This is a genomic window from Mycolicibacterium nivoides (assembly GCF_003855255.1).
Taxonomy (GTDB): domain Bacteria; phylum Actinomycetota; class Actinomycetes; order Mycobacteriales; family Mycobacteriaceae; genus Mycobacterium; species Mycobacterium nivoides.
Genome location: NZ_CP034072.1, coordinates 2,185,880 through 2,209,787, shown reverse-complemented (window position 1 = coordinate 2,209,787; position 23,908 = coordinate 2,185,880). Strand labels below are relative to the sequence as shown.

Here is a 23,908-nt window from a genome sequence, read left to right as displayed (position 1 = left end):
GCCGTGAGATGACCATACGAAGGGCGTTAACCAGGGCTTTCTGGCTTGCTGCGACGTCGGCGGGCCTCATGCTGGCACCCATGTTCGCCTCGACGGCCACCGCTGGTGCGGACACCGTGAACTGGGATGCGATCGCCGACTGCGAATCGGGCGGCAACTGGTCCATCGACACCGGCAACGGTCACTACGGCGGCCTGCAGTTCAAACCCGCCACCTGGGCCTCGCACGGCGGAATCGGATCGCCTGCCACCGCGTCCCGCGAAGAGCAGATAAGGGTGGCCGAGAACGTCCTCGCGACCCAGGGGATCGGAGCCTGGCCCAAGTGCGGCGTCCGGGGCGGAATGCCTGCGGGCTGGGCAGCCCCCGGTGCGCCGACCGGCTGCCAGGCTGTGCGTCCCGGCTCGGTGCTGGGAATCTTCGACCTGCGCCGGATCTGCACGACCTTCCTGGATCCGCTCGGGGCCTTCGGCGTGCCGCACTGAGCTCAGCGGACCGGGGTGAATGCCCCGCGCGCGGCGATCGAGGCCAGGTGCCGGGTCAACACGAACTCGGGCACGACAACGGTCGCCCGGGTGGCCGCGGCGCTGAGCGCCGGCGGGCGCAGGTTCACGACCCGCCCGATCAACTGTGACTCCCGCACGATCCGCATGACCCGCTTCCGGCGCAGGGCCGCGAAGCGGGCGAAGGCGGTCGGCAAATCCGGCTCCCGGACGGCGAGGCCGGCCAGCGTCGCCGCGTCCTCCAGCCCCTGGCATCCGCCCTGGCCCAGATGCGGGCGCATCGGATGTGCGGCGTCCCCGGCGATCACCACTGGTCCCCGCGCCCATCGCCGCGCCGGGGTGCGGTCGTAGAGGTCGTTGCGCAGCACCTGTTCGGGATCGGTCGCGGCGAGCACCGCCGGGATGGGGTCGGCCCAGCTGCCGAAGATGCGTTGGAGGTGACTCAGCTCCCCGTCGTCGTTGGTGTGTCCCTGCGGAGCCCGTTGGGTGGCGAACCAGTAGGTGTGATCGGTACCGAGCGGGACATGGCCGGCTTCCATCCCGGGGGCCATCGTCTCGCCCGAGAGTTCGGGGTCGATGGTGCAGTCGGCGACCCCGCGCCAGGCCGTGTACCCGGCGTAGCGACGTTCCAGCGGGCCGTTGAGGTGACGTGCCACCACGGAATCCACTCCGTCGGCGCCGATCACCGAGGTGGCCTTCCTCTCGGATCCGTCGGACAACCGAACACGCACGCCGCCGTCGTGGTCGTCGAGCGACTGCACCCCGAGCCCGTATTCGACCGTGCCCGGGTGCAGGGCCGTGGTGAGGATCTCGGTCAACGTCGTCCGGTGGATCACCACCAGCGGTTCGCCCAGCGCCCGGATCATGCGGTCGGGCGCCGGTCGCCGCAGCCAGGTGCCGTCGTGCCAGCGCATCGCGCCGGCGGTGACCCGTCCGCCGGACCCGCGCACCGCGTCGCCGAGCCCGATCTCGTCGAGCGCAGCCAAAGCGTTGGGCCAGATGCTGATGCCCGCGCCCGTGGTGGTGTCGGTGCGGGTTTCGAGGACGGTGACCTCATATCCCTGCCGCTGCAACGCGACTGCGGTGGCAAGGCCGGTGATACCGGCACCTACGACCAGAATGGACTGCGCCATCGGTCGAATCTAACGGGTGGGGTGAGGTGGCTCACCATGGCCGGAGTTGGGATCGGTAGCCTTCCAGCGTTCGCACAGTCTTTACGCAGGTTCCCGTGCCGAAAGTGCCGGGACAGAACAGTTGAGAGGACCCGATGAAACTCACCCGCTTCGGTATCGCGCTTGGCGCCACACTGATTGCCGCCTCGGCACTGAGTGGTTGCTCGAAGGTGACCGAGATCAGGGACGCTGCCGCCGGGGCGGCCGAGAAGGTCGTCTCCTCGGGTACCGAGAAGATCACCGAAGCGGTCTCGGGCAACCTGTTCACCGCCGAGGGCATCGACAACGCCTATGCGGCGATCGCGGGGAAGGTCGGTGCCAACCCGATGCAGGTGGTCGACGTCGTCATCACGCCCAGCCTGCTCAAGGTCGAGGCGATCGACCCGAACGCGCCGACCGAGCTGAACGAATGGAGCTATACGTCAGGCGCGGTCGGACCGTCGCGTCCCATCGATTACGACGACGACACCGAGGCCCTTCAGCAGAATCTGTTCGTCACCACCGATGTACCCACCAGCGCGATCGTCGCGGCGATCGACGGCGCAGTGGCGGCCAGCGAGATCCCCGACGGCAAGGTCCAGACGGTGAGCATCAAGCGCAACATCCCGTTCGACGCGAACGTCATCATCTTCATCAACGTCCAGGGTGAGCGCAGCAGCAAGCAGGTGCAAACCGACACCACCGGACAGGTCATCAAGGTGTCCTGACCGACCCGCATCACGCGGCCCGTACCGGACTCCGGTGCGGGCCGCGCCGTTACGGTGGGGAGTCATGACGGTGTTTGACGATCTCGACGACTACCTCGCGTTTCCCCGGGTGTCCGGTCTTGCGGTGTCGCCCGACGGCTCGCGGCTGGTCACGACGGTCAGCACGCTCAATGAGAAGAAGACCGAATTCCTAAGCTCCATATGGGAATTGGATCCTACTGGGGTCGAACCCGCGCGCCGGCTGACCCAAGGCGCCAAAGGGGAGTCCGCGCCGGTGTTCACCGCCGACGGAGACGTATTGTTCCTCGCGGTGCGTCCCGGGGAGGGCGAGGACAACCCGCCGGCGGCCCTGTGGCGGTTACCCGCGGCCGGCGGTGAGGCATCCGAGGTGCTGACGATGCCCGGCGGTGTCGCGGGTGCGGCGAGCGCCCGCGCCGCCGACGCCACCGTCGTCACCGCGTTACTGCTGCCGTCATCGGCCGGAGTCGACGACGACAAGGCAAAGCGCGAGGCCCGCAAGGACACCAAGGTGTCGGCGATCCTGCACACCGGCTACCCGGTCCGGCACTGGGATCATGACCTGGGTCCAGACCAACCCCACCTCTTCGATGCCGACGGACCGAGGGATCTGACCGCTGACCCGGGCGCGGCGTTGCGGGAGACGACCTTCGATCTCAGCGCCGACGGCGAATTCGTGGTGACGTCCTGGCAGGAGCCGGGTCCTGGCACGGCCCTGCGGGTGGTGCTGGTGCGCATCGACCGGGCCACCGGCGAACGCGCCACCATCGCCCAGGAACCCGGAGCCGACCTGGAACGCCCCGCGATCGCACCGGATGGCAGCGCGGTGGCCTTCACCCGGGAAACCCATTCCACTCCCACCGCACCGCCACGGATCACGTTGTGCTGCATGCGGTTCGGAGAAGATCCGGTGGAGCTGACGGGCGACTGGGACCGCTGGCCGTCCTCGGTGGCCTGGGCGCTGGATTCCTCGGCGCTGATCGTGACGGCCGACGACGGCGGCCGTGGCCCGATCTTCTCCGTGGACCCGGTATCCGGCGCGGTCACCAAATTGACCGATGATGATTTCACCTACTCCGATGTGCGTCCCGCGCCCGGCGGAGTGATCTATGCGCTGCGCAGCTCCTATGCCGTGCCGCCGCATCCGGTCCGGATCGATCGGGATGGCACCGTCACCGCGCTGCCGTGCCTCGAGGCACCCGAACTGCCCGGCACGGTGACCGAGGTGACCGCGACCGCCGCCGACGGCACCCCGATCCGGTCCTGGCTCACCCTGCCCGAAGGCGACGAGCCGGCCCCGCTGGTGCTGTGGATTCACGGCGGCCCGCTGGGCAGCTGGAATACCTGGCACTGGCGGTGGAACCCGTGGCTGCTCACCGCCCGGGGGTACGCCGTGTTGATGCCGGATCCGGGCCTGTCCACCGGCTACGGCCAGGACTTCATCGCACGCGGCTGGGGCTCCTGGGGTGACGATCCATACACCGACCTGATGGCGGCGACCGACGCCGCGTGCGCACATCCGCGCGTCGATGCCTCGCGCACCGCCGCGATGGGCGGATCGTTCGGCGGCTACATGGCCAATTGGATCGCCGGGCACACCGATCGGTTCGACGCCATCGTCACCCATGCCAGCCTGTGGGCGCTGGACCAGTTCGGCCCCACCACCGACGGCGCGTACTGGTGGGCCCGGGAGATGACACCCGAGATGGCCCAGCGCAATTCACCACATCGGTTCGTCGGCGATATCGCCACCCCGATGCTGGTGATCCACGGCGACAAGGACTATCGCGTACCGATCGGCGAGGCGCTGCGGCTGTGGTACGAGCTGCTCACCTCTTCGGGGCTGCCCGCCGACGAGAACGGCGAAAGCCCGCACCGGTTCCTGTATTACCCGACGGAGAACCACTGGGTGCTGGCGCCGCAGCACGCCAAGATCTGGTACCAGGTGGTGACGGCGTTCCTGGGCGACCACCTGCGCGGCGAACCGGTGCAGTTGCCCGAACTGCTCGGGTAGCGTCGAGATCGTGACGCAGCGTGAGTTTGATCTGGTGCTGTACGGCGCCACGGGATTCGCCGGAAAACTGACGGCCGAGTACCTGGCCGGGGCCGGGGGATCGGCCAGGATCGCCCTGGCAGGCCGTTCCGAGGAGCGCCTGCGCGCGATCCGCGAGGGTCTGGGGCCCGGCGCGCAGTCGTGGCCGCTGGTGATCGCCGACGCCACTTCTCAGTCCTCTCTCGACGCGATGGCCGCACGCACCCAGGTGGTGGTGACGACGGTGGGGCCATACGCCCGCTACGGCATGCCGTTGGTCGCGGCGTGTGCCGCGGCCGGCACCGACTACGCCGACCTCACCGGTGAGACGACATTCATCCGCGACAGCATCGACCTCCATCACAAGCAGGCGGTCGACACCGGTGCCCGGATCGTGCATTCGTGCGGATTCGATTCGGTGCCATCTGATCTCACGGTGTATGCGCTGTATCAGCGGGCGCTCGCAGACGGCGCCGGGGAACTCGGTGACACCAACCTGGTGGTGCGCAGTTTCGCCGGCGGCGTGTCGGGCGGCACGGTGGCCTCGATGCTGGAACTGCTGGACACGCTGTCGTCGGACCCGGAGGCCCGGGCGCTGATGAACGATCCGTACACGCTGAGCCCTGACCGTGGGGCCGAGCCCGAACTCGGCGCTCAGCCCGACGTGCGGTGGCGCCGCGGTGGTGAGATCGCTCCGGAGCTCGCCGGGTACTGGACCGGCGCGTTTGCCATGGCCGCGCCGAACACCCGAATCGTGCGGCGTAGCAACGCATTACTGAACTACGCCTACGGACGCCGCTTCGAGTACGCCGAGCAGATGAGCCTGGGCCGCTCGGTCGCCGCGCCGCTGGCGGCAGCGGCGGTGACCGGAGCCAACGCCTTCACGCTCGGCGTGGGCGGCCGTTACTTCAACCGGCTGCCCAGCGGCCTGGTCGCGAAGCTGGCTCCCAAGCCGGGAACCGGTCCCAGCGAGCGGGCCCGCGAGCGGGGCCACTACCGCGTCGAGACCTACACCACGACGACGTCGGGCGCCCGGTACGTGACAAGCATGGCCCAGCAAGGCGACCCCGGATACAAGTCGACCGCGGTGCTGCTCGGCGAGTGCGGGCTCGCGCTGGCAACCGATCGTGACGCGCTGTCGGACCGCCGTGGCGTGCTGACGCCGGTGGCCGCCATGGGGGACGTCCTGCTCACTCGGCTACCGGCCGCCGGGGTGTCGCTGGATACCACCGCCCTGAGCTGAGCTGGCGCAACACGAACGGATCGGCCTGCGTCGAACACCTGTGGGGCAAGATCAGATTCGACTAGTGTCGTTGTCGAGGACTTCCAGTACGCAGTACGCCAGCAACGAAGGTGGGATGAAAAATGGCCGGTCTCGATGATCTGTTCGCGCAGATCCCGGTGGCGGATATCGCAAGCAAGCTCGGCGCAGATGAAGGCGAGGTGAACGCCGCCATCAAGACCCTGGTTCCGGCCCTGGTCGGCGGTGTGGCGGAGAACGTACAAGCAGACAACATCGATTCGAGTGACCTCGAGTCCGCAGTGTCCGCACAGGGCGCCAGCGGCCTGCTCGACGGTGGGGTGAGTGTCGATCAGGTCGACGCCAACGAAGGCAACCAGATCGTCTCGAAGATCTTCGGCGGCAACGACAGCAACCAGGTCGCGTCGGCGTTGGCAGGCACGGGCGCCGGTGGCGGTGATCTGATCAAGAAGCTGCTGCCGATCCTGGCGCCGATCGTGCTCGCCTACATCGGCAAGCAGTTCGCCCAGAAGAACGCCGCTCCGGCCGGAGAGGCGCAGGCTCAGGCTTCCGGCGGAGGGCTCGGGGACATCCTCGGCAGCATCCTGGGCGGCGCGACCGGTGGCGGTGCCGCCGCCAACAACCCGCTGGGCAGCATCCTCGGCAGCGTGCTCGGCGGCGGCGGTGGCGGCCAGGGCAATGCCATCGGTGAGATCCTCGGCGGCCTGCTCGGCGGCAAGAAGTAGCCCCGGTACAAGCCGGCTCGAGAGCCTCCGACGCCCAGGGAACGCACCGGGCATCGGGGGCTTTCGCGTATTCGGGCACGTCCTTCTTAGAATGGCTCGGTGACCCCCACCCCTGACAATCGTGCCGATGCCCTCCCCAAATCCTGGGATCCGGCCACGGTAGAAGCCGACCTGTACCAGGGCTGGGTGGATGCCGGATACTTCACCGCCGATTCGGCCAGCGAAAAGCCGCCGTACTCGATCGTGCTGCCGCCGCCCAATGTGACCGGCAGCCTGCACATGGGCCACGCGCTCGACCACACCCTGATGGACGCCCTCACCCGCCGCAAGCGCATGCAGGGCTATGAGGTGCTGTGGCTGCCCGGCATGGACCACGCCGGCATCGCCACCCAGACCGTGGTGGAAAAGCAGCTCGCCGTCGACGGCAAGACCAAGGAAGACTTCGGTCGCGAGCTGTTCGTCGAGAAGGTGTGGGACTGGAAGCGTGAGTCCGGCGGCACCATCGGCGGGCAGATGCGCCGCCTCGGTGACGGCGTGGACTGGAGCCGCGACCGCTTCACCATGGACGAAGGCCTGTCGCGCGCAGTGCGCACCATCTTCAAGCGGCTCTTCGATGCGGGCCTGATCTATCAGGCCGAGCGGTTGGTCAACTGGTCACCGGTGCTGGAGACCGCGATCAGCGACCTGGAGGTCAAGTACGAGGACGTCGAGGGCGAGCTGGTCTCGTTCCGCTACGGCTCGATGAACGACGACGAGCCCCACATCATCGTGGCCACCACCCGCGTCGAGACGATGCTCGGTGACACCGCGATCGCCGTGCACCCCGACGACGAGCGGTACCGCCATCTGGTCGGCACAACGCTGCCGCACCCATTTTTGGATGATCGCCTCATCATTGTGGCTGACACGCACGTCGACCCCGAATTCGGTACCGGCGCAGTCAAAGTCACCCCCGCGCACGACCCGAACGACTTCGAGATCGGGCTGCGCCATCAGCTGCCGATGCCGACGATCATGGACGCCAAGGGCCGGATCGCCGACACCGGAACCCAATTCGACGGCATGGACCGGTTCGAGGCCCGGGTCAAGGTGCGCGAGGCGCTGGCCGAGCAGGGCCGGATCGTCGCGGAGAAGCGGCCGTACCTGCACAGCGTCGGACACTCCGAGCGCAGCGGTGAGCCCATCGAGCCGCGTCTGTCCCTGCAGTGGTGGGTCAAGGTGGACGGCCTGTCCAAGGCGGCAGGCGATGCGGTGCGCAACGGCGACACCGTGATTCACCCGCCGAGCCTGGAGCCGCGGTGGTTCGCCTGGGTGGACAACATGCACGACTGGTGCATTTCCCGGCAGCTGTGGTGGGGACACCGGATCCCGATCTGGCACGGTCCCAACGGCGAGACGGTGTGCGTCGGTCCCGACGAGACCCCACCGGCAGGCTGGGAGCAGGACCCCGACGTGCTCGACACCTGGTTCTCCTCGGCGCTGTGGCCGTTCTCCACCATGGGCTGGCCCGACCACACGCCCGATTTGGCCAAGTTCTATCCGACCTCGGTGCTGGTCACCGGCTACGACATCCTGTTCTTCTGGGTGGCCAGGATGATGATGTTCGGCACGTTCGTCGCCGACGATCCGGCCATCACGTTCAACGGCAAGCGCGGCCCGCAGGTGCCGTTCGAGAACGTCTTCCTGCACGGGCTGATCCGCGACGAGTTCGGCCGCAAGATGAGCAAGTCGCGCGGCAACGGGATCGATCCGCTGGACTGGGTGGAGAAGTTCGGCGCCGACGCGCTGCGGTTCACGCTGGCCCGCGGTGCCAGCCCCGGCGGCGACCTGTCCATCGGTGAGGACCACGCCCGGGCCTCCCGCAACTTCGCCACCAAGCTGTTCAACGCCACGCGGTTCGCGCTGATGAACGGTGCGGCGCCCGCGCCGCTGCCCGCCGCGGGCGACCTGACCGACGCCGACCGCTGGATCCTCGGCCGCCTCGAAGAGGTTCGCGCCGAAGTGGATGCGGCACTCGACAGCTATGAGTTCAGCCGGGCCTGCGAATCGCTGTACCACTTCGCCTGGGACGAGTTCTGCGACTGGTACGTGGAACTGGCCAAGGTGCAGCTGGGCAGCCAGAAAGAACCAGGCGTGGCTCACACGACCGGGGTGCTGGCCTTCGTGCTCGACGCACTGCTCAAGCTGCTGCATCCGGTCATGCCGTTCGTCACCGAGACGCTGTGGAAGGCGCTCACCGACGGCGAGTCGATCGTCATCGCGCCGTGGCCGCAGGCATCCGGTATCGCACTTGATCCGGTTGCGGCGCAACACATTGCCGATATGCAGAAGCTGATCACCGAGGTGCGCCGCTTCCGCAGCGACCAGGGCCTGGCCGACCGGCAGCGGGTCCCGGCCCGGTTGTCGGCGATCACGGAGGCCGGCCTGACCGAGCAGCTGCCCGCGGTCACCGCGCTGGCCTGGCTGACCGACGCCGGTGACGGGTTCACCCCGTCGGCCTCGGTCGAGGTGCGTCTGACGCAGGCCACGGTCCTCGTCGAGGTGGACACTTCGGGCACCGTCGATGTCGCGGCCGAGCGGCGCCGGCTGGAGAAGGACCTGGCCGCAGCGCAGAAGGAACTGGCCACCACTACGGCCAAGCTCGGCAACGAGGCCTTCCTGGCCAAGGCGCCCGAGAACGTCGTCGACAAGATCCGCGGCCGCCAGCAGTTGGCCGGCGAAGAGGTCGAGCGCATCAACGTACGCCTGGCCGGGCTCAAATGAGGGCCCGGTGACCGACCCGATTCCTTCGCCGGACGAGATCGCCGCGCTGCTGCAGGTCGAGCACCTGCTCGATCAGCGGTGGCCCGAGACCAAGCTGGACCCCAGCACGGCACGAATCTCCGCCCTGCTGGAGCTGTTGGGCTCGCCGCAGCGGGCCTATCCGTCCATCCACGTCGCGGGGACCAACGGCAAGACGTCGGTGGCCCGGATCGTCGACGCGTTGCTGGTCGCCCTGCACCGGCGCACCGGGCGCACCACGAGTCCGCATCTGCAGTCCGCGGTGGAGCGCATCTCGATCGACGGAAAGCCCATCACCCCAGCGCAATACGTGAACACGTATACCGAGATCGAACCGTTCGTGGAACTGGTGGACCGGCAGTCCGAGGCTGCCGGTGGCCCGAAGATGAGCAAGTTCGAGGTCCTCACCGCGATGGCCTTCGCGGCCTTCGCCGATGTGCCCATCGACGTCGCGGTCATCGAGGTCGGAATGGGTGGACGCTGGGACGCCACCAACGTCGTCAACGCACCGGTCGCGGTGATCACCCCGATCGGCATCGATCACACCGACTATCTCGGTGACACGATCGCCGAGATCGCGGGGGAGAAGGCGGGCGTCATCACCCGGCAGCCGGAGGACCTGGTGCAGACCGACACCGTCGCGGTGATCGGCAAGCAGGTTCCCGAGGCCATGGAGGTGCTGCTGGCCGAGGCGGTGCGCGCCGACGCGGCTGTGGCCCGCGAGGATTCCGAGTTCGCAGTGCTCAGCAGGCAGGTCGCCATCGGCGGGCAGGTGCTCGAGCTGCAGGGCCTGAGCGGTGTGTACTCCGACATCTTCCTGCCCCTGCACGGTGAGCATCAGGCCCACAACGCGGTTCTCGCATTGGCCGCGGTCGAGGCGTTCTTCGGTGCGGGCGCGGACCGTCAGCTCGATGTCGACGCGATCCGGGCCGGCTTCGCGGCGGTGCGCAGCCCGGGCCGCATGGAACGCATGCGAAGTGCGCCAACGGTTTTCATCGACGCCGCACACAATCCTGCCGGAGCGGCGGCGCTGGCGCAGACCCTGCAACAGGAGTTCGACTTCCGCTACCTGGTAGGGGTCGTTTCGGTGATGGGGGACAAGGACGCCGGCGGCATCCTGAGCGCTCTGGAGCCGGTCTTCGATCAGATCGTGGTCACCCACAACGGTTCACCGCGGGCGATGGACGTCGAGTCGCTGGCGTCGCTGGCCGAAGAGCGTTTCGGGCAGGACCGGGTGATCACCGCCTCGACGCTGCCGGATGCGATCGAGACGGCCACCGCCCTGGTCGAGGAGGCCGGGGCAGACGAAGGACTGTCCGGGTCCGGCATGGTGATCACCGGTTCAGTGGTGACTGCCGGCGTGGCCCGGACCCTGTTCGGACGGGACCCGCAGTGAGCAATCAGACCCCTGGCGACCAGACGCCGAGTGACAAGCCGGCTCCGCCGGACCCCTGGAAGAGTTTCCGCGGGGTGATGGCGGGGACGCTGATTCTCGAAGCGATCGTCGTATTGCTGGCCCTGCCGGTGGTGGGTGTCAGCGGCTCCGGGCTGACCTGGGCGTCGGGCGGATTCGTGGTCGGGCTGGCCATCGTGTTGATCCTGATGTCGGGGATCCAGGGCCGGCCCTGGGCCATCTGGGCGAACCTGGGCATCCAGCTGGTGGTGATCGCCGGTGCCCTCATCCATGGGGCTATCGGCTTCATCGGCGTGATCTTCGCCGTGGTCTGGCTGCTGATCGTGTACCTGCGGGGTGAGGTCAAACGCAGGCAGGATCGTGGCCTGCTGCCGGGCCAGCAACCGCCCAGCGAATAGGGCAGTGATAGCTGGGCCACAGCGCGGGCTCCGGCGGGGCCCCGAGATGGCGCCGTGCTGTTACCGACCGGTACGCTCTCTGCCGTGACTGAGCAGACCCTTGTCCTGATCAAGCCCGACGGCGTGCAGCGCCACCTGGTCGGAGAGATTCTCGGCCGGATCGAGCGGAAGGGTCTGACCCTGGCGGCGCTCGAACTGAAGAACGTCAGCGTTGAGCTGGCCAAGCAGCACTACGCCGAGCATGACGGCAAGCCGTTCTTCGATTCGCTGCTGGAGTTCATCACCTCCGGACCCGTCGTGGCCGCCATCGTGGAGGGGCCGCGCGCCATCGCGGCGTTCCGTCAGATCGCCGGCGGCACCGACCCGGTGGAGAAGGCTGTGCCCGGCACCATCCGCGGTGACCTGGCACTTGTGACCCAGGACAACCTGGTGCACGGGTCGGATTCGCCGGAGTCGGCGGCCCGCGAGATCGCCCTGTGGTTCCCTGGCGAAGCCTCCGCCGGATAACCCTTCTCGCAGTCTGGTCAGTACCGCGTCAGTGATGTGGGATACTGGTTGCGGGTAGCCAGCCTCAACCGAGGCTGAACACCCGAATGAAGACTTCGACGAGCGCGACCACCGCAATCCGGTGCGGCGCGGGCCGTCCAGCCATCATTCAGCCAGGCACCGGGTGGGTTCGGTAGCGGACCGCCCGGAGCGAGACCACAACAAGTCCGGGGAAAGTGTCCCGGGCCAATAGCGGAAGCCCTCGCGTGGCCGCGTCGATACGACGCGCCCGGGGGCTTGAGGAGAATTCGTGGCCGAAGATGCCCAGAATGAAGACCTATCAACCCAGCCTCCGCAACAGGAGGGACTGCCCGAGCGGCTGAGAGTCCACTCCCTGGCGCGGGTACTCGGCACCACCAGCAGGCGCGTGCTCGATGCCCTTGCCGAGTTCGACGGGCGTGCGCGCAGTGCGCATTCCACCATCGACAAGGTCGATGCTGAGCGCGTCCGCGACGCACTGGCCCTCGGCTCGACAGAGCCGGGTCCGAACGATCAAGCGGCCCCGGCGCAGGTCGAGGTCGTCACGGTCGCTGTGACGGAGTCCGACGCGGCTCCGGTCGAGACCCCGGCCGATGCCCCCGAAGCAGCTGGGGCGCCCGCCGCCGCGGCCGAACCGGTGTCCGAGGCGGACGCCGTTCTGGTGGGCGATGAGCCCGAATCCCGGTTGATCCTGGAGACCGCGAACATCCCCGCGGCCCGCGAAGCCCACACCGAGCGGGCCGATTACCTTCCGCTGTTCGTCGCACCGCAGCCTGTCAGCTTCGTGCCAGTGCGCGTCGAAGAAGACGACGACGATGACGAAGACGACGACGACAGCGACACCGGCATCGATACCGACTCCGAGACGGACGACGAACAGGCGGATCGCCCCGCCGCGCGTCGGCGCCGCCGGGGTCGCCGGGGCCGTGGCCGTGGCCGCGGTGAACAAAGTGACGAGAATGGCTCTGACTCGGGCCCGGATTCCGATATCGACGATGACCAGGGTGAGTCAGACCAGGACTCCGATGACGACTCCGACGAGTCGGACGAGGGCAACGACGAGGACACCGCGGGCAGCGACGGCAGCAACCGTCGTCGGCGTCGCCGCCGGCGGCGCAAGTCCGGCTCGGGTGACAACGATGATGCGGGCTCCCCGGATGACCCGCCCAACACCGTGGTGCACGAGCGCGCCCCGCGCGCCGAGCGGTCCGGCAAGGGCAGCGATGATTCGGAGATCCAGGGGATCAGCGGATCGACCCGCCTGGAGGCCAAGCGTCAGCGCCGCCGTGACGGCCGGGACGCGGGCCGTCGTCGCCCGCCGATCCTGAGCGAGGCAGAGTTCCTGGCCCGTCGCGAGGCCGTCGAGCGCACCATGATCGTCCGCGACAAGGTCCGCACCGAGCCGCCGCACGAGGGCGCCCGCTACACCCAGATCGCCGTTCTGGAAGACGGCGTCGTGGTCGAGCACTTTGTCACTTCAGCGGCGTCCGCGTCTCTGGTCGGCAATATCTATCTGGGCATCGTGCAGAACGTGCTGCCCTCGATGGAAGCCGCCTTCGTCGATATCGGCCGCGGCCGCAACGGTGTGCTCTACGCCGGTGAGGTGAACTGGGAGGCCGCCGGGCTCGGCGGGTCGAACCGCAAGATCGAGCAGGCGCTCAAGCCTGGCGACTACGTGGTGGTCCAGGTCAGCAAGGACCCGGTGGGGCACAAGGGTGCTCGACTCACCACGCAGGTCTCGCTGGCCGGCCGCTACCTGGTCTACGTACCGGGCGCGTCGTCGACTGGGATCAGCCGCAAGCTGCCCGACACCGAACGCCAGCGGCTCAAGGAAATCCTCAAAGAGGTCGTGCCTGCCGATGCGGGCGTGATCATCCGTACCGCCTCGGAGGGCGTCAAGGAAGAGGACATCCGCTCCGACGTCGAGCGCCTGCAGCAGCGCTGGACCGAGATCGAGGCCAAGGCCACCGAGGTCACCGGGAAGAAGGCGGGCGCGGCCGTTGCGCTCTACGAAGAGCCCGACGTGCTGGTCAAGGTCATCCGCGACCTGTTCAACGAGGATTTCTCGGGTCTGATCGTCTCGGGTGACGAGGCCTGGGCCACGATCAACTCCTACGTGAACACCGTCGCCCCCGATCTGGTGGGCCGGCTCACCAAGTACGAACCCGCCGGCGGCGCCGACGCTCCCGACGTGTTCGCCGTACACCGCATCGACGAGCAGCTGGCCAAGGCGCTGGACCGCAAGGTCTGGCTGCCCTCGGGCGGAACCCTGGTCATCGACCGCACAGAGGCGATGACGGTCGTCGACGTCAACACCGGCAAGTTCACCGGTGCCGGTGGCAACCTCGAGCAGACCGTCACCCGTAACAACCTGGAAGCTGCCGAGGAGATCGTGCGGCAACTGCGGCTGCGCGATATCGGCGGCATCGTGGTCATCGACTTCATCGACATGGTGCTCGAGTCCAACCGGGATCTGGTTCTGCGCCGGCTGACCGAGGCGCTGGGCCGGGACCGCACCCGCCATCAGGTGTCCGAGGTGACCTCACTGGGCCTCGTGCAGCTGACCCGGAAGAGGCTGGGAACCGGTCTGGTCGAGGCGTTCTCGACCACCTGCACGCACTGCGCCGGCCGCGGCATCGTGCTGCACGGCGACCCGGTCGACACGGCCTCGTCATCGAACGCCGGCCGCAAGACCGAATCCGGTGGCGGGGGTGGCGGCGGCCGCCGCAGCAAGCGGGGCAAGAGGGGTACTGCCCGTCCCGAGCCCGAAGAGATGCCGGTCGTCAAGGTGCCCGACCATCCGGCCGGCGAACACCCGATGTTCAAGGCAATGGCTGCGGCGAACGGTCGCCACGACGAAGACCACGAAGGACATGACGGTCACGAGGACTTTGACGAGCACGCTGCCGCCGAGACTCTCGACGGCGAAGGCGACGAGCAGGTCACGCCCGAGGACGTGGATGTGACCGACGAATCTCCCGACGGTGAGTTCGACGCACAGGATGTCGACGAGTCCGATGAAGACGAGTCCGATGAATCGGACGAGGATTCTGACGAGGAATCGGACGAGGACGAGATCGACCTCGACGACGAGGACCTCGATGACGACGACGATGATCTTGACGACATCGACGATGACTCGGATGAAGATGACTCGGACGACGACGAGTCGGACGAGTTCGACGACTCCGAGGATTCAGACGACTCAGAAGACTCTGATGAGTCGGAAGAGGACGTCTACCAGGCACCGGAGCCCGTGGTGGCCGAGGTGCAGCCGAGTCGTGGCCGTACCCGGCGACGCGCCGCAGCCAGGCCCGCGGGGCCGCCCCGCCACGAGTAGAGGGCGGTTTGACCCTCTACCCGCTGGTCAAGTACCCTTGACCAGTTGTCTCCAGTGCCTGTAGTAGTCGCAGGCCGGTGACGGCGGGGCATCCCGCCACCCAAGACCCGCGCACGCACCGACCGGTAGCGCGCGCCCGCAGAGAGCAGCAGAGCAGAGGACACGATGGCGACATACGCAATCGTCAAGACCGGCGGCAAGCAGTACAAGGTTGCCGCCGGTGACGTGGTGAAGGTTGAGAAGCTCGACGCCGAGCCCGGCGCGTCGGTGTCGCTGCCCGTCGCCCTCGTGGTCGACGGCGCCAAGGTCACCAGCAAGGCCGACGACCTGGCCAAGGTCGCCGTGACCGGCGAGGTGCTGGAGCACACCAAGGGTCCCAAGATCCGTATCCACAAGTTCAAGAACAAGACCGGCTACCACAAGCGCCAGGGGCACCGTCAGCAGCTGACCGTGCTCAAGGTCACCGGCATCAAGTAGCGAGGGAGCGAACTAATGGCACACAAGAAGGGCGCTTCCAGCTCGCGCAACGGTCGTGAGTCTGCAGCACAGCGACTCGGCGTCAAGCGGTTCGGTGGTCAGGTCGTGAAGGCCGGCGAGATCCTCGTCCGCCAGCGCGGCACCCACTTCCACCCCGGCGTCAACGTCGGCCGTGGCGGCGACGACACCCTGTTCGCGCTGGCTCCCGGCTCCGTCGAGTTCGGTTCCAAGCGCGGTCGCAAGCACGTGAACATCGTTCCCGTGCCGCGCCCGGAGGCCTGAGACTCCGAGGATTCTCCGCGAATGTGAAGCAGCTGCGAGTTCTCGATAGGACTATCGCAATAGCTTCACATTCGACGGAGAGGATGTCCGATGCCACGGTTTGTCGACCGCGTCGTCATCCATGCGAGTGCAGGAAACGGCGGCCACGGCTGTGCGTCGGTGCACCGCGAGAAATTCAAACCCCTCGGCGGTCCTGACGGCGGCAATGGTGGTCGCGGTGGCAGCATCGTGCTCGTCGTGGACCCACAGGTTCACACCCTGCTGGACTTCCACTTCCATCCCCATGTCGTCGCACCCTCGGGTAAGCAGGGCGCGGGCAGCAATCGTGACGGCGCTGCCGGCGACGATCTGATCGTGCGCGTGCCGGACGGCACGGTGGTGCTCGACGAGAACGGCCGGATGCTGGCCGACATGGTCGGTGCGGGTACCCGGTTCGAAGCGGCGCAAGGGGGTCGCGGTGGGCTCGGCAATGCCGCACTCGCTTCCCGGGCCCGCAAGGCTCCCGGTTTCGCCCTGCTCGGTGAGAAGGGCCAGACCCGAGACCTCACACTCGAACTCAAGACCGTCGCCGATGTCGGCCTGATCGGCTTCCCGTCGGCGGGTAAATCCTCTCTGGTGTCGACGATCTCGGCGGCCAAGCCCAAGATCGCCGACTATCCGTTCACTACGTTGGTGCCCAACCTGGGCGTGGTGTCGGCCGGCGAGAACACCTTCACCGTCGCCGACGTTCCCGGCCTGATTCCCGGCGCGTCCGAAGGCCGGGGCCTGGGCCTGGAATTCCTTCGGCACCTTGAGCGCTGCGCGGTGCTGGTGCATGTCGTCGACTGCGCGACCATGGAACCCGGGCGTGACCCGATCTCTGACATCGAGGCGTTGGAGGCCGAACTCGCGGCCTACACCCCGACCCTGCAGGGCGATTCCACGCTGGGCGATCTGGCGTCGCGGCCACGTGCGGTGGTGCTCAACAAGATCGACGTTCCCGATGCCCGGGAGTTGGCTGACTTCGTGCGTGAGGAAGTGCAGTCGAAGTTCGGCTGGCCCGTGTACGAGATCTCGACCGTCAGCCGTGATGGTTTGCGCCCGTTGATCTTCGCGCTGTGGGAGATGGTGAAGGCCTATCGCGATGCGCAGCCCGCGGTGGTGCCGAGGCGTCCTGTTATCCGGCCGATTGCCGTCGACGAGAGCGGCTTCACCGTCGAGACCGACGGGTACGGCGGATTCATCGTGCGCGGTACCCGACCTGAGCGCTGGATCGCGCAGACCAACTTCGACAACGACGAGGCCGTCGGTTACCTCGGTGACCGGCTGGCGCGGTTGGGCGTCGAAGACGAGTTGTGGAAGAAGGGTGCCAAGCCCGGTTGCGCCGTGACCATCGGCGATATGACCTTCGACTGGGAACCGCAGACCCCCGCCGGCATCGACATGCCGCTGACCGGGCGCGGCACCGACATCCGGCTCGAGCAGACCGACCGGATCGGCGCCGCCGAACGCAAGGCCGCCCGGCGGGAGCGGCGCCAGTCCAGCGCGCATGCGAGGAGCACCGACGACCAGAGCGAAGACGAGTGACGAGCGCAGACTCGTCGCCCTCGGTACATCGCGAGGCGATTCGGACCGCGCGCAGCGTCGTCGTCAAGATCGGCACCACTGCGTTGACCACTCCGTCCGGTGTCTTCGACGCGGGCCGGCTCGCGGTCCTGGTCGAGGCCATCGAGGGACGGATGAAAGCCGGTTCCGATCTGGTGATCGTGTCCTCGGGTGCCATCGCCGCCGGTATCGAGCCGCTCGGATTGTCCAAGCGCCCAACGGATCTGGCCACCAAACAGGCCGCCGCCAGCGTCGGGCAGGTAGCCTTGGTCAACGCGTGGAGTTCGGCGTTCGCCGTCTACAGCCGCACGGTCGGCCAGGTTCTGCTGACCGCACAAGACATCGCGATGCGGGTGCAACACAACAACGCGCAGCGCACCCTGGACCGGTTGCGCGCCCTGCACGCCGTGGCGATCGTCAACGAGAACGACACCGTGGCCACCAACGAGATCAGGTTCGGTGACAACGACCGGCTCTCGGCGCTGGTGGCCCAGCTGGTCGGCGCCGACGCACTGATCTTGCTGTCCGATATCGACGGTCTCTACGATTCCGATCCCCGAAAAGGCAACGCGCGCTTCATTCCTGAGGTCGCCGCGCAGGGTGATCTCGATGGAGTGGTGGCCGGCGGGGGTAGCCACCTGGGCACCGGAGGCATGGCCTCGAAGCTGTCGTCGGCCCTGCTGGCCGCCGATGCCGGGGTGCCGGTGCTGCTGGCCGCCGCATCGGATGCCGGTGCCGCCCTCGGCGATGCCTCGGTCGGCACCGTGTTCGCGCCGCGTCCCGAGCGGATGTCGGCCCGGCGGTTCTGGGTTCGCCATGCCGCGGAGTCCCACGGTGCGCTCACTCTCGACGACGGTGCGGTGCGCGCGGTCGTCGAACAGCGTCGCTCGCTGCTGCCGGCCGGGATCACCGAAGTCACCGGTCACTTCCATGGCGGTGACGTGGTGGATCTGCGGGGGCTTGACGGGCAGACGGTCGCTCGTGGCGTGGTGGCCTACGAGGCCTCGGAGCTGGCCGCGATCATCGGCCGCTCGACACCGGATCTGCCGGCCGAGCTGCGCCGGCCCGCGGTGCACGCCGACGACCTGGTCGCCACCTAGCGATTTGGGTGCATCGACCGGCGCCCACCGCCGCCAGATGCACCGAAATCACAGCTTGGGGGACTCCAGATACAGGGCGCCCCAGACGATCTGGGTGATCGTGTTCGCCAGCTCGGCGTCGTAGGACGGCGGCTGCGACGGCAGATTCTGATGACAGGTCCGCTCCACCATCCACGTCAGCGTGCTTGCGGTGGCGGCGGCAGGGAGTTGCGGCCGGATCGACCCGTCGGACTGCCCGTCCTCGATCACCTTGGTGAGCTGATCGGAGATTCCGGCCAGCAGCTCACGGTAAGTCTGTGCGACGAGTGGGTCATAGCTCGACATCTCGGTGAGCGCGATCAGCACCGGTTGGTGGGTCCGATAGCTGGCGACGATGCCCGACATGGCGGTGTGGGCGTCGGCGGGGTCGCGGCGTCCGGCGACGCTCCACCATTGTTGGGCGGCCTGGGTCAGATCGCCGAACACCTGGGTGGCCAGCCGGCGTAGCAGGTGGCCCTTGTCCTCGAAGTAGATGTAGAAGCTGGCCCGGGAGATCCCGGCCTCGGTGGCCAGTTTGTCGACGCTGAGCTCGGTGAAGCTGGTGCCGTCGGCCATCAGCCGGTCGGTGGCATCGAGCAGTTGGCGTTCGATCCGCTCGCGCCGTTCCTCTCGGTTGGCCTGCGGTTTTCGCGTTACCGATGGCATGCCCTCAGCGTATCGGCATTCGTCACACCTTGACTAGACATAGTGTCTAGACTTATTGTCACCAACATGACTGTGTCGCCCATCACATCTGCCCCCTCGTGGCCTTCCGCCGCACGCCCCTACGACCCGATCGACCTGTCGTCGCGGAAGTTCTGGGCCACCACGGCCGCCGATCGTGAAGTCACGTTTGCCGAACTGCGCACTTCCCGCCCGGTCAGCTGGCATCCGCCCGTCGAGGACGCCCTCATGAAGGATCCCGACGATCGCGGGTTCTGGGCGGTTACCCGGCACGCCGACATCGTGGCGGTCAGCCGGGACAGCGATACATTCCTGTCGGGCAAAGGGGTGCTGTTCGAATCCGTTCCGGAAGAGCTGCTCGAGGCGTCACAGTCGTTCCTGGCGATGGACGCGCCGCGGCACACACTGATCCGCAAACTGGTCCACGCCGCGTTTACGCCCCGGCAGGTGGCCCGCATCGAAGACTCGATCAAGGAGAACGCCCGCGACATCGTGGCCGAGCTCAAGGAAGTCGGCAGCGGGGTGGACTTCGTCGACCAGTGCGCCAAGGAACTGCCCATCCGCACGCTGTCGGACATGGTCGGGATTCCCGAGTCCGAACGCCAGCGGGTGGCACACGCCGCCGACGCACTGGTGTCCTGGGCCGACCCGGTCTATCTGGCCGGGCGCAACCCGCTCGAGGTGCTGCTGCAGAACCAGATGTACCTGCATCAGGTGGCGAATGCGCTTGCCGCCGAACGCAGGGAAAACCCGGGCAATGATCTGATCAGCGCGCTGGTGCACGCTGAGGTCGACGGGGATCGGCTCACCGATGCCGAGGTGGCGGCGTTCTTCGTGCTGCTGGCGGTGGCGGGCAACGACACCACGCGCCAGACCACCAGCCACGCGCTCAAGGCGCTCACCGACCACCCCGATCAGAGGGCCTGGCTCATGGCGGATTTCGACGACCGGATCGGCGGTGCGGTCGAGGAGTTCGTCCGGTGGGCGACACCGGTGATGACCTTCCGGCGCACCGCGGCCGTCGATGTCGAACTCGGTGGACAGCAGATCGCCGCGGGGGAGAAGGTGGTGATGTTCTACGCCTCGGGCAACCGGGACGCCGAGGTGTTCGACCGGCCCGAGGTTTTCGACCTGAGCCGAAAGCCCAATCCGCACCTCGGATTCGGGGGCGGCGGCCGCCACTTCTGCCTGGGTGCGCATGTCGCCCGGACGCAGTTGCGGGCGCTCTTCGGTGAGCTGTTGCACCAGCTGCCCGATATCGCCGCGGGGGAGCCCGCCTACCTGGAGGGCAACTTCGTGCACGCTATCCGGGCGATGCCGTGCACGTTCTCCTGAGTTCGCCGGCCAACAGAGTCAACATCTCCGAACAGCCCGCTTCGACCTTGACCGTGGCCTGGTCGTCGCCGCGGGTGGGGCCGCGGTTGATGATGCCCACCGGGATGTTGCGCGCGGCCGCATGCCGGACGAATCGGTAGCCGGAATACACGGTCAGCGAGGAACCCGCCACCAACAGCGCCTCGGCGTCCTCCACCATCGAATACGCCTGTTCGACACGGTCTTTGGGGACGTTCTCACCGAAGTAGACGATGTCGGGTTTGAGCATGCCCCCGCACACCGGGCAGTCCACGATGACAAACGAACCCGTCTCACTGATCACGGCGTCGGCGTCGGGTGCCACTGCGATGCCGCCGACCGACTCGGCGCGTTCGATGAAGCCGGGATTGGCCGCCTCCAGCAGCGCGGCCAACTCGTCACGGCCCATGGTCGCGCCGCAATCCAGGCAGATCACCTGTGCGTAGGTGCCGTGCAGGTTGACCACCGACCGGCTGCCGGCCTTGCTGTGCAGCAGGTCCACGTTCTGGGTGATCAGTCCGCTCACCACGCCGGTGGATTCCAGCGCGGCCAGGGCACGGTGCCCGGCGTTGGGCAGGGTTTCGTCCATGTGGCGCCAGCCGACGTGATTGCGGGCCCAGTACCGCTGACGGAACACCGGATCGGAGGTGAACTGCCGGATCGTCATCGGATTGCTCGGCGGGGAATCCGGGCCGCGGTAGTCGGGGATGCCGGAATCGGTCGACATCCCGGCCCCGGTCAGCACCGCAAGACGGCGGCCCTGAAGTAGGGCGACGAGTTCGGGGGCATCCACCCTCGCCAGGATAGGCCTCCGGTCAGTCCAGGCATTCGGACGCGGGCATGATCTCGGCGCTCATGTTGCGGCACATCATCTGCAGCGCTGCCCCGCCCAGGTCGGCATCGATGTGCGCCACTGCGTCCGAAGGGATCACCACGTCGAAATGCCGCACATAGGCATCGAGCGCGCTGTAGAGGATGCACTGCTCGGTGACCTGGCCCGCGAGTATCAGCCGTCGCGTGCCCAACCGGCCCAACAGGTAATCCAGTGCGGTCGCATAGAACACGCTGTGGCGCACCTTGGTCAGCAGCAGGCAGCCGTCCGCCGGCGCGATGGGGCGCACCAGATCCGGGTGCTCACCGGCCAGCGCTGCGGCGACGATGTCACTGAACTGTGCGGTGAAATCGCCATAGTTGTCGTTGACGTAGATCAGGTCCACATTCTCGCGGTCGTGCGCGTCATCGATCAGTCCGACCAGCGGATCGACGATCGCTGCCACGTTGGGTGCCAGCAATTCGGCGTCCTCGTGCCGGTAGGCGTTGAGCATGTCCACAACGACCAGCGCGGTATCACTCATGCGTCATTTGGTACCCAGTGACCCGATCTTGACACTTTTCGGGTGACAATGGGCGCGATGGACTTCTACAGCGCCTACCACCACGGATTCGCGCGGGTTGCCGCCTGCACCCATCACACGGCGCTGGCGGATCCGCCGGCGAACGCGGAATCGGTGCTCCGACTGGCGCACGCCTGCCACGACGACGGCGTGGCCGTCGCGGTGTTCCCCGAGCTGACCTTGTCGGGCTACTCGATCGACGACATCCTGATGCAGGATGCCCTGCTTGAGTCCGTGGAACAGGCGCTCATCGAAATCGTCGCGGCCTCGGTGGTGTTGACACCGGTGCTGGTGGTCGGCGCGCCGCTGCGGCACCGGCACCGGATCTACAACGCGGCGGTCGTCATCCACCGCGGCGCCGTGCTCGGCGTGGCACCCAAGTCCTACCTGCCGACCTACCGGGAGTTCTACGAGCGCAGGCAGATGGCCACCGGCGCCGACGTCCGCGGCACCATCCGCGTGGCCGGCGCGGAGGTTCCGTTCGGACCCGACCTGCTGTTCGTGGCCTCCGACCTTCCCGGACTGGTCCTGCACGTCGAGATCTGTGAGGACATGTTCGTCCCGGTGCCCCCCAGTGCGCAGGCCGCGCTCGCCGGTGCGACGGTGCTGGCCAATCTCTCTGGCAGCCCGATCACCGTGGGCCGCGCCGAAGACCGTGCGCTGCTGGCCCGTTCGGCTTCGTCGCGGTGTCTGGCCGCGTACGTGTACGCCGCTGCCGGTGAGGGGGAGTCGACCACCGACCTGGCCTGGGACGGCCAGACCATGATCTGGGAGAACGGGCTGTTGCTCGCAGGGAGCGAACGTTTCCCCCGCGGTGAACGACGCTCGGTGGCCGACGTGGATCTGGAGCTGCTGCGGTCCGAGCGGCTGCGGATGGGCACGTTCGACGACAACGCCAGACACCATGGCGGTCTTGTGGATTCGTTCCGCCGCATCGAGTTCCAGCTCGACCCGCCGACCGGCGACATCGGGCTGCTGCGCGAGATCGAGCGTTTCCCGTTCGTTCCGGCGGACCCCGCGCGGCTGCAACAGGATTGCTACGAGGCCTACAACATCCAGGTCTCGGGTCTGGAGCAGCGACTGCGGGCGCTGAACTACCCCAAGGTGGTGATCGGGGTCTCCGGCGGTCTGGATTCCACCCACGCCCTGATCGTGGCGGCCCGGGCGATGGATCGGGAAAACCGTCCGCGTAGTGACATTCTCGCGTTCACCATGCCCGGCTTCGCCACCGGCGAGCGCACCAAGAACAACGCGATCCGGTTGAGTGAGGCGCTGGGCGTGACGTTCGCCGAGATCGACATCAAGAACACCGCCGAGCTGATGCTCACCGAGATGGACCATCCGTTCGGCCGTGGGGAGAAGGTCTACGACGTCACGTTCGAGAACGTCCAGGCCGGCCTGCGCACTGACTATCTGTTCCGGCTGGCCAACCAGCGCGGGGGCATCGTGCTCGGCACCGGGGACCTGTCCGAGCTGGCGCTGGGCTGGTCGACCTACGGCGTCGGCGACCAGATGTCGCACTACAACGTCAATGGCGGGGTACCGAAAACCCTGATCCAGCATCTGATTCGGTGGGTGATCTCCTCGGACCAGTTCGGCGTTGAGGTGAACGAGGTCCTGCAATCGGTGCTGGACACCGAGATCACCCCTGAGCTGGTGCCAACCGGCGAGGACGAGGAGATCCAAAGCAGCGAGGCCAAGGTCGGTCCCTATGCGCTGCAGGATTTTTCGTTGTTCCAGGTGCTGCGCCACGGGTTCCGTCCGTCGAAGGTGGCGTTCCTGGCCTGGCATGCCTGGCATGACGCGGCCGTCGGCGACTGGCCCGCCGGGTTCCCCGAGGACAAGCGCCCGGCGTATTCGCTCAAGGAGATCCGGCACTGGCTGCAGGTGTTCGCGCAGCGGTTCTATTCGTTCTCGCAATTCAAACGTTCGGCGCTGCCGAACGGCCCCAAGGTGTCGCATGGCGGTGCCCTGTCGCCGCGTGGCGACTGGCGGGCGCCGTCGGACATGTCGGCGCGGATCTGGCTCGACGAGATCGAGCGGAGCGTTCCCGAGCAGTAGTTCCGACCGGCTCGAATGGTCGGTCCGCCCAATTGACGACGCAAAAAATTGACAAGCTAACCTTCTGGCTCACATCGGCGCG

At 67.5% G+C, this 23,908-nt stretch carries 20 protein-coding genes; 16 read left to right on the top strand and 4 right to left on the bottom strand.

What is annotated here, in order from left to right:
* Nucleotides 1-8 precede the first annotated feature (8 nt).
* Nucleotides 9-482 carry a transglycosylase family protein gene (locus tag EH231_RS10465; protein WP_090431749.1) on the top strand — a complete coding sequence of 158 codons (474 nt, stop codon included), beginning with the start codon at nucleotides 9-11 and terminating at the stop codon, nucleotides 480-482.
* Nucleotides 483-484: 2 nt separating this feature from the next.
* On the opposite strand, the gene EH231_RS10460 is transcribed toward EH231_RS10465, so the two are convergent.
* Entirely contained in the window at nucleotides 485-1,633 is a 1,149-nt protein-coding gene (locus tag EH231_RS10460) for an FAD-dependent oxidoreductase (protein WP_124712368.1), read from the bottom strand.
* A 134-nt stretch (nucleotides 1,634-1,767) separates the two neighbouring features.
* Between EH231_RS10460 and EH231_RS10455 the strand changes: the two genes are divergently transcribed.
* The 13 genes from EH231_RS10455 (at nucleotide 1,768) to proB (ending at nucleotide 18,316) form a co-directional block, all read left to right on the top strand.
* Nucleotides 1,768-2,379 carry a hypothetical protein gene (locus EH231_RS10455; RefSeq protein ID WP_124712367.1) on the top strand — a complete coding sequence of 204 codons (612 nt, stop codon included), beginning with the start codon at nucleotides 1,768-1,770 and terminating at the stop codon, nucleotides 2,377-2,379.
* Between the two features lie 64 nt (nucleotides 2,380-2,443).
* Nucleotides 2,444-4,411: a S9 family peptidase gene (locus tag EH231_RS10450; protein WP_124712366.1), complete on the top strand. Its 1,968-nt coding sequence runs from the start codon at nucleotides 2,444-2,446 to the stop codon at nucleotides 4,409-4,411.
* 10 nt (nucleotides 4,412-4,421) lie between these two features.
* Nucleotides 4,422-5,672 (top strand): saccharopine dehydrogenase family protein, encoded by a 1,251-nt coding sequence (locus EH231_RS10445; RefSeq protein ID WP_090431741.1) that lies wholly within the window; start codon nucleotides 4,422-4,424, stop codon nucleotides 5,670-5,672.
* A 122-nt stretch (nucleotides 5,673-5,794) separates the two neighbouring features.
* Nucleotides 5,795-6,415, top strand: a complete 621-nt coding sequence (locus EH231_RS10440) for a DUF937 domain-containing protein (RefSeq protein WP_090431739.1) — start codon at nucleotides 5,795-5,797, stop codon at nucleotides 6,413-6,415.
* Nucleotides 6,416-6,514: 99 nt separating this feature from the next.
* Nucleotides 6,515-9,178 (top strand): valine--tRNA ligase, encoded by a 2,664-nt coding sequence (locus tag EH231_RS10435; RefSeq protein WP_164480841.1) that lies wholly within the window; start codon nucleotides 6,515-6,517, stop codon nucleotides 9,176-9,178.
* A gap of 7 nt (nucleotides 9,179-9,185) precedes the next feature.
* Nucleotides 9,186-10,592: a bifunctional tetrahydrofolate synthase/dihydrofolate synthase gene (folC, locus tag EH231_RS10430; RefSeq protein ID WP_090431737.1), complete on the top strand. Its 1,407-nt coding sequence runs from the start codon at nucleotides 9,186-9,188 to the stop codon at nucleotides 10,590-10,592.
* A 77-nt stretch (nucleotides 10,593-10,669) separates the two neighbouring features.
* On the top strand, nucleotides 10,670-11,008 hold the full coding sequence (locus EH231_RS10425) for a DUF4233 domain-containing protein (protein WP_084622311.1): 339 nt from the start codon (nucleotides 10,670-10,672) through the stop codon (nucleotides 11,006-11,008).
* Nucleotides 11,009-11,092: 84 nt separating this feature from the next.
* On the top strand, nucleotides 11,093-11,515 hold the full coding sequence (gene ndk / locus EH231_RS10420) for a nucleoside-diphosphate kinase (RefSeq protein WP_044522837.1): 423 nt from the start codon (nucleotides 11,093-11,095) through the stop codon (nucleotides 11,513-11,515).
* A 289-nt stretch (nucleotides 11,516-11,804) separates the two neighbouring features.
* Nucleotides 11,805-14,873 carry a ribonuclease E gene (gene rne, locus EH231_RS10415; RefSeq protein WP_124712365.1) on the top strand — a complete coding sequence of 1,023 codons (3,069 nt, stop codon included), beginning with the start codon at nucleotides 11,805-11,807 and terminating at the stop codon, nucleotides 14,871-14,873.
* Between the two features lie 165 nt (nucleotides 14,874-15,038).
* On the top strand, nucleotides 15,039-15,350 hold the full coding sequence (gene rplU / locus EH231_RS10410; RefSeq protein WP_029367319.1) for a 50S ribosomal protein L21: 312 nt from the start codon (nucleotides 15,039-15,041) through the stop codon (nucleotides 15,348-15,350).
* 15 nt (nucleotides 15,351-15,365) lie between these two features.
* Nucleotides 15,366-15,632 (top strand): 50S ribosomal protein L27, encoded by a 267-nt coding sequence (gene rpmA / locus EH231_RS10405; RefSeq protein ID WP_003879727.1) that lies wholly within the window; start codon nucleotides 15,366-15,368, stop codon nucleotides 15,630-15,632.
* A 90-nt stretch (nucleotides 15,633-15,722) separates the two neighbouring features.
* The gene (gene obgE / locus EH231_RS10400; protein ID WP_090431733.1) at nucleotides 15,723-17,198 is read left to right on the top strand and encodes a GTPase ObgE; all 1,476 of its coding nucleotides are present in this window, start codon (nucleotides 15,723-15,725) and stop codon (nucleotides 17,196-17,198) included.
* Entirely contained in the window at nucleotides 17,195-18,316 is a 1,122-nt protein-coding gene (gene proB / locus EH231_RS10395; protein ID WP_124712364.1) for a glutamate 5-kinase, read from the top strand. Before obgE ends, proB begins: the two co-directional genes overlap by 4 nt.
* A gap of 48 nt (nucleotides 18,317-18,364) precedes the next feature.
* Here proB and EH231_RS10390 read toward each other — a convergent pair whose 3' ends face one another.
* Nucleotides 18,365-19,000: a TetR/AcrR family transcriptional regulator gene (locus tag EH231_RS10390; RefSeq protein ID WP_044522868.1), complete on the bottom strand. Its 636-nt coding sequence runs from the start codon at nucleotides 18,998-19,000 to the stop codon at nucleotides 18,365-18,367.
* A gap of 66 nt (nucleotides 19,001-19,066) precedes the next feature.
* Between EH231_RS10390 and EH231_RS10385 the strand changes: the two genes are divergently transcribed.
* The gene (locus EH231_RS10385) at nucleotides 19,067-20,353 is read left to right on the top strand and encodes a cytochrome P450 (protein WP_090431727.1); all 1,287 of its coding nucleotides are present in this window, start codon (nucleotides 19,067-19,069) and stop codon (nucleotides 20,351-20,353) included.
* On the opposite strand, the gene EH231_RS10380 is transcribed toward EH231_RS10385, so the two are convergent.
* Nucleotides 20,322-21,164 carry an NAD-dependent protein deacetylase gene (locus EH231_RS10380; RefSeq protein ID WP_090431725.1) on the bottom strand — a complete coding sequence of 281 codons (843 nt, stop codon included), beginning with the start codon at nucleotides 21,162-21,164 and terminating at the stop codon, nucleotides 20,322-20,324. The genes EH231_RS10385 and EH231_RS10380 overlap by 32 nt on opposite strands.
* Nucleotides 21,165-21,186: 22 nt before the next feature.
* Complete coding sequence (locus tag EH231_RS10375) at nucleotides 21,187-21,726, bottom strand: cysteine hydrolase family protein (RefSeq protein ID WP_090431723.1); 540 nt, start codon at nucleotides 21,724-21,726, stop codon at nucleotides 21,187-21,189.
* Between the two features lie 57 nt (nucleotides 21,727-21,783).
* Here EH231_RS10375 and EH231_RS10370 point away from each other — a divergent pair, with 57 nt between their 5' ends.
* Entirely contained in the window at nucleotides 21,784-23,826 is a 2,043-nt protein-coding gene (locus tag EH231_RS10370; RefSeq protein ID WP_090432216.1) for an NAD(+) synthase, read from the top strand.
* The last annotated feature ends 82 nt before the right edge of the window (nucleotides 23,827-23,908 follow it).

Coding starts and splice junctions, on each gene's coding strand:
- EH231_RS10450 (WP_124712366.1), top strand. CDS start 2,444: ATGACGGTGTTTGACGATCTCGACGACTACCTCGCGTTTCCCCGGGTG.
- rpmA (WP_003879727.1), top strand. CDS start 15,366: ATGGCACACAAGAAGGGCGCTTCCAGCTCGCGCAACGGTCGTGAGTCT.
- EH231_RS10390 (WP_044522868.1), bottom strand. CDS start 19,000: ATGCCATCGGTAACGCGAAAACCGCAGGCCAACCGAGAGGAACGGCGC.
- EH231_RS10440 (WP_090431739.1), top strand. CDS start 5,795: ATGGCCGGTCTCGATGATCTGTTCGCGCAGATCCCGGTGGCGGATATC.
- EH231_RS10425 (WP_084622311.1), top strand. CDS start 10,670: ATGGCGGGGACGCTGATTCTCGAAGCGATCGTCGTATTGCTGGCCCTG.
- EH231_RS10370 (WP_090432216.1), top strand. CDS start 21,784: ATGGACTTCTACAGCGCCTACCACCACGGATTCGCGCGGGTTGCCGCC.
- EH231_RS10375 (WP_090431723.1), bottom strand. CDS start 21,726: ATGAGTGATACCGCGCTGGTCGTTGTGGACATGCTCAACGCCTACCGG.
- rplU (WP_029367319.1), top strand. CDS start 15,039: ATGGCGACATACGCAATCGTCAAGACCGGCGGCAAGCAGTACAAGGTT.
- EH231_RS10385 (WP_090431727.1), top strand. CDS start 19,067: ATGACTGTGTCGCCCATCACATCTGCCCCCTCGTGGCCTTCCGCCGCA.
- EH231_RS10460 (WP_124712368.1), bottom strand. CDS start 1,633: ATGGCGCAGTCCATTCTGGTCGTAGGTGCCGGTATCACCGGCCTTGCC.
- obgE (WP_090431733.1), top strand. CDS start 15,723: ATGCCACGGTTTGTCGACCGCGTCGTCATCCATGCGAGTGCAGGAAAC.
- EH231_RS10455 (WP_124712367.1), top strand. CDS start 1,768: ATGAAACTCACCCGCTTCGGTATCGCGCTTGGCGCCACACTGATTGCC.
- EH231_RS10465 (WP_090431749.1), top strand. CDS start 9: ATGACCATACGAAGGGCGTTAACCAGGGCTTTCTGGCTTGCTGCGACG.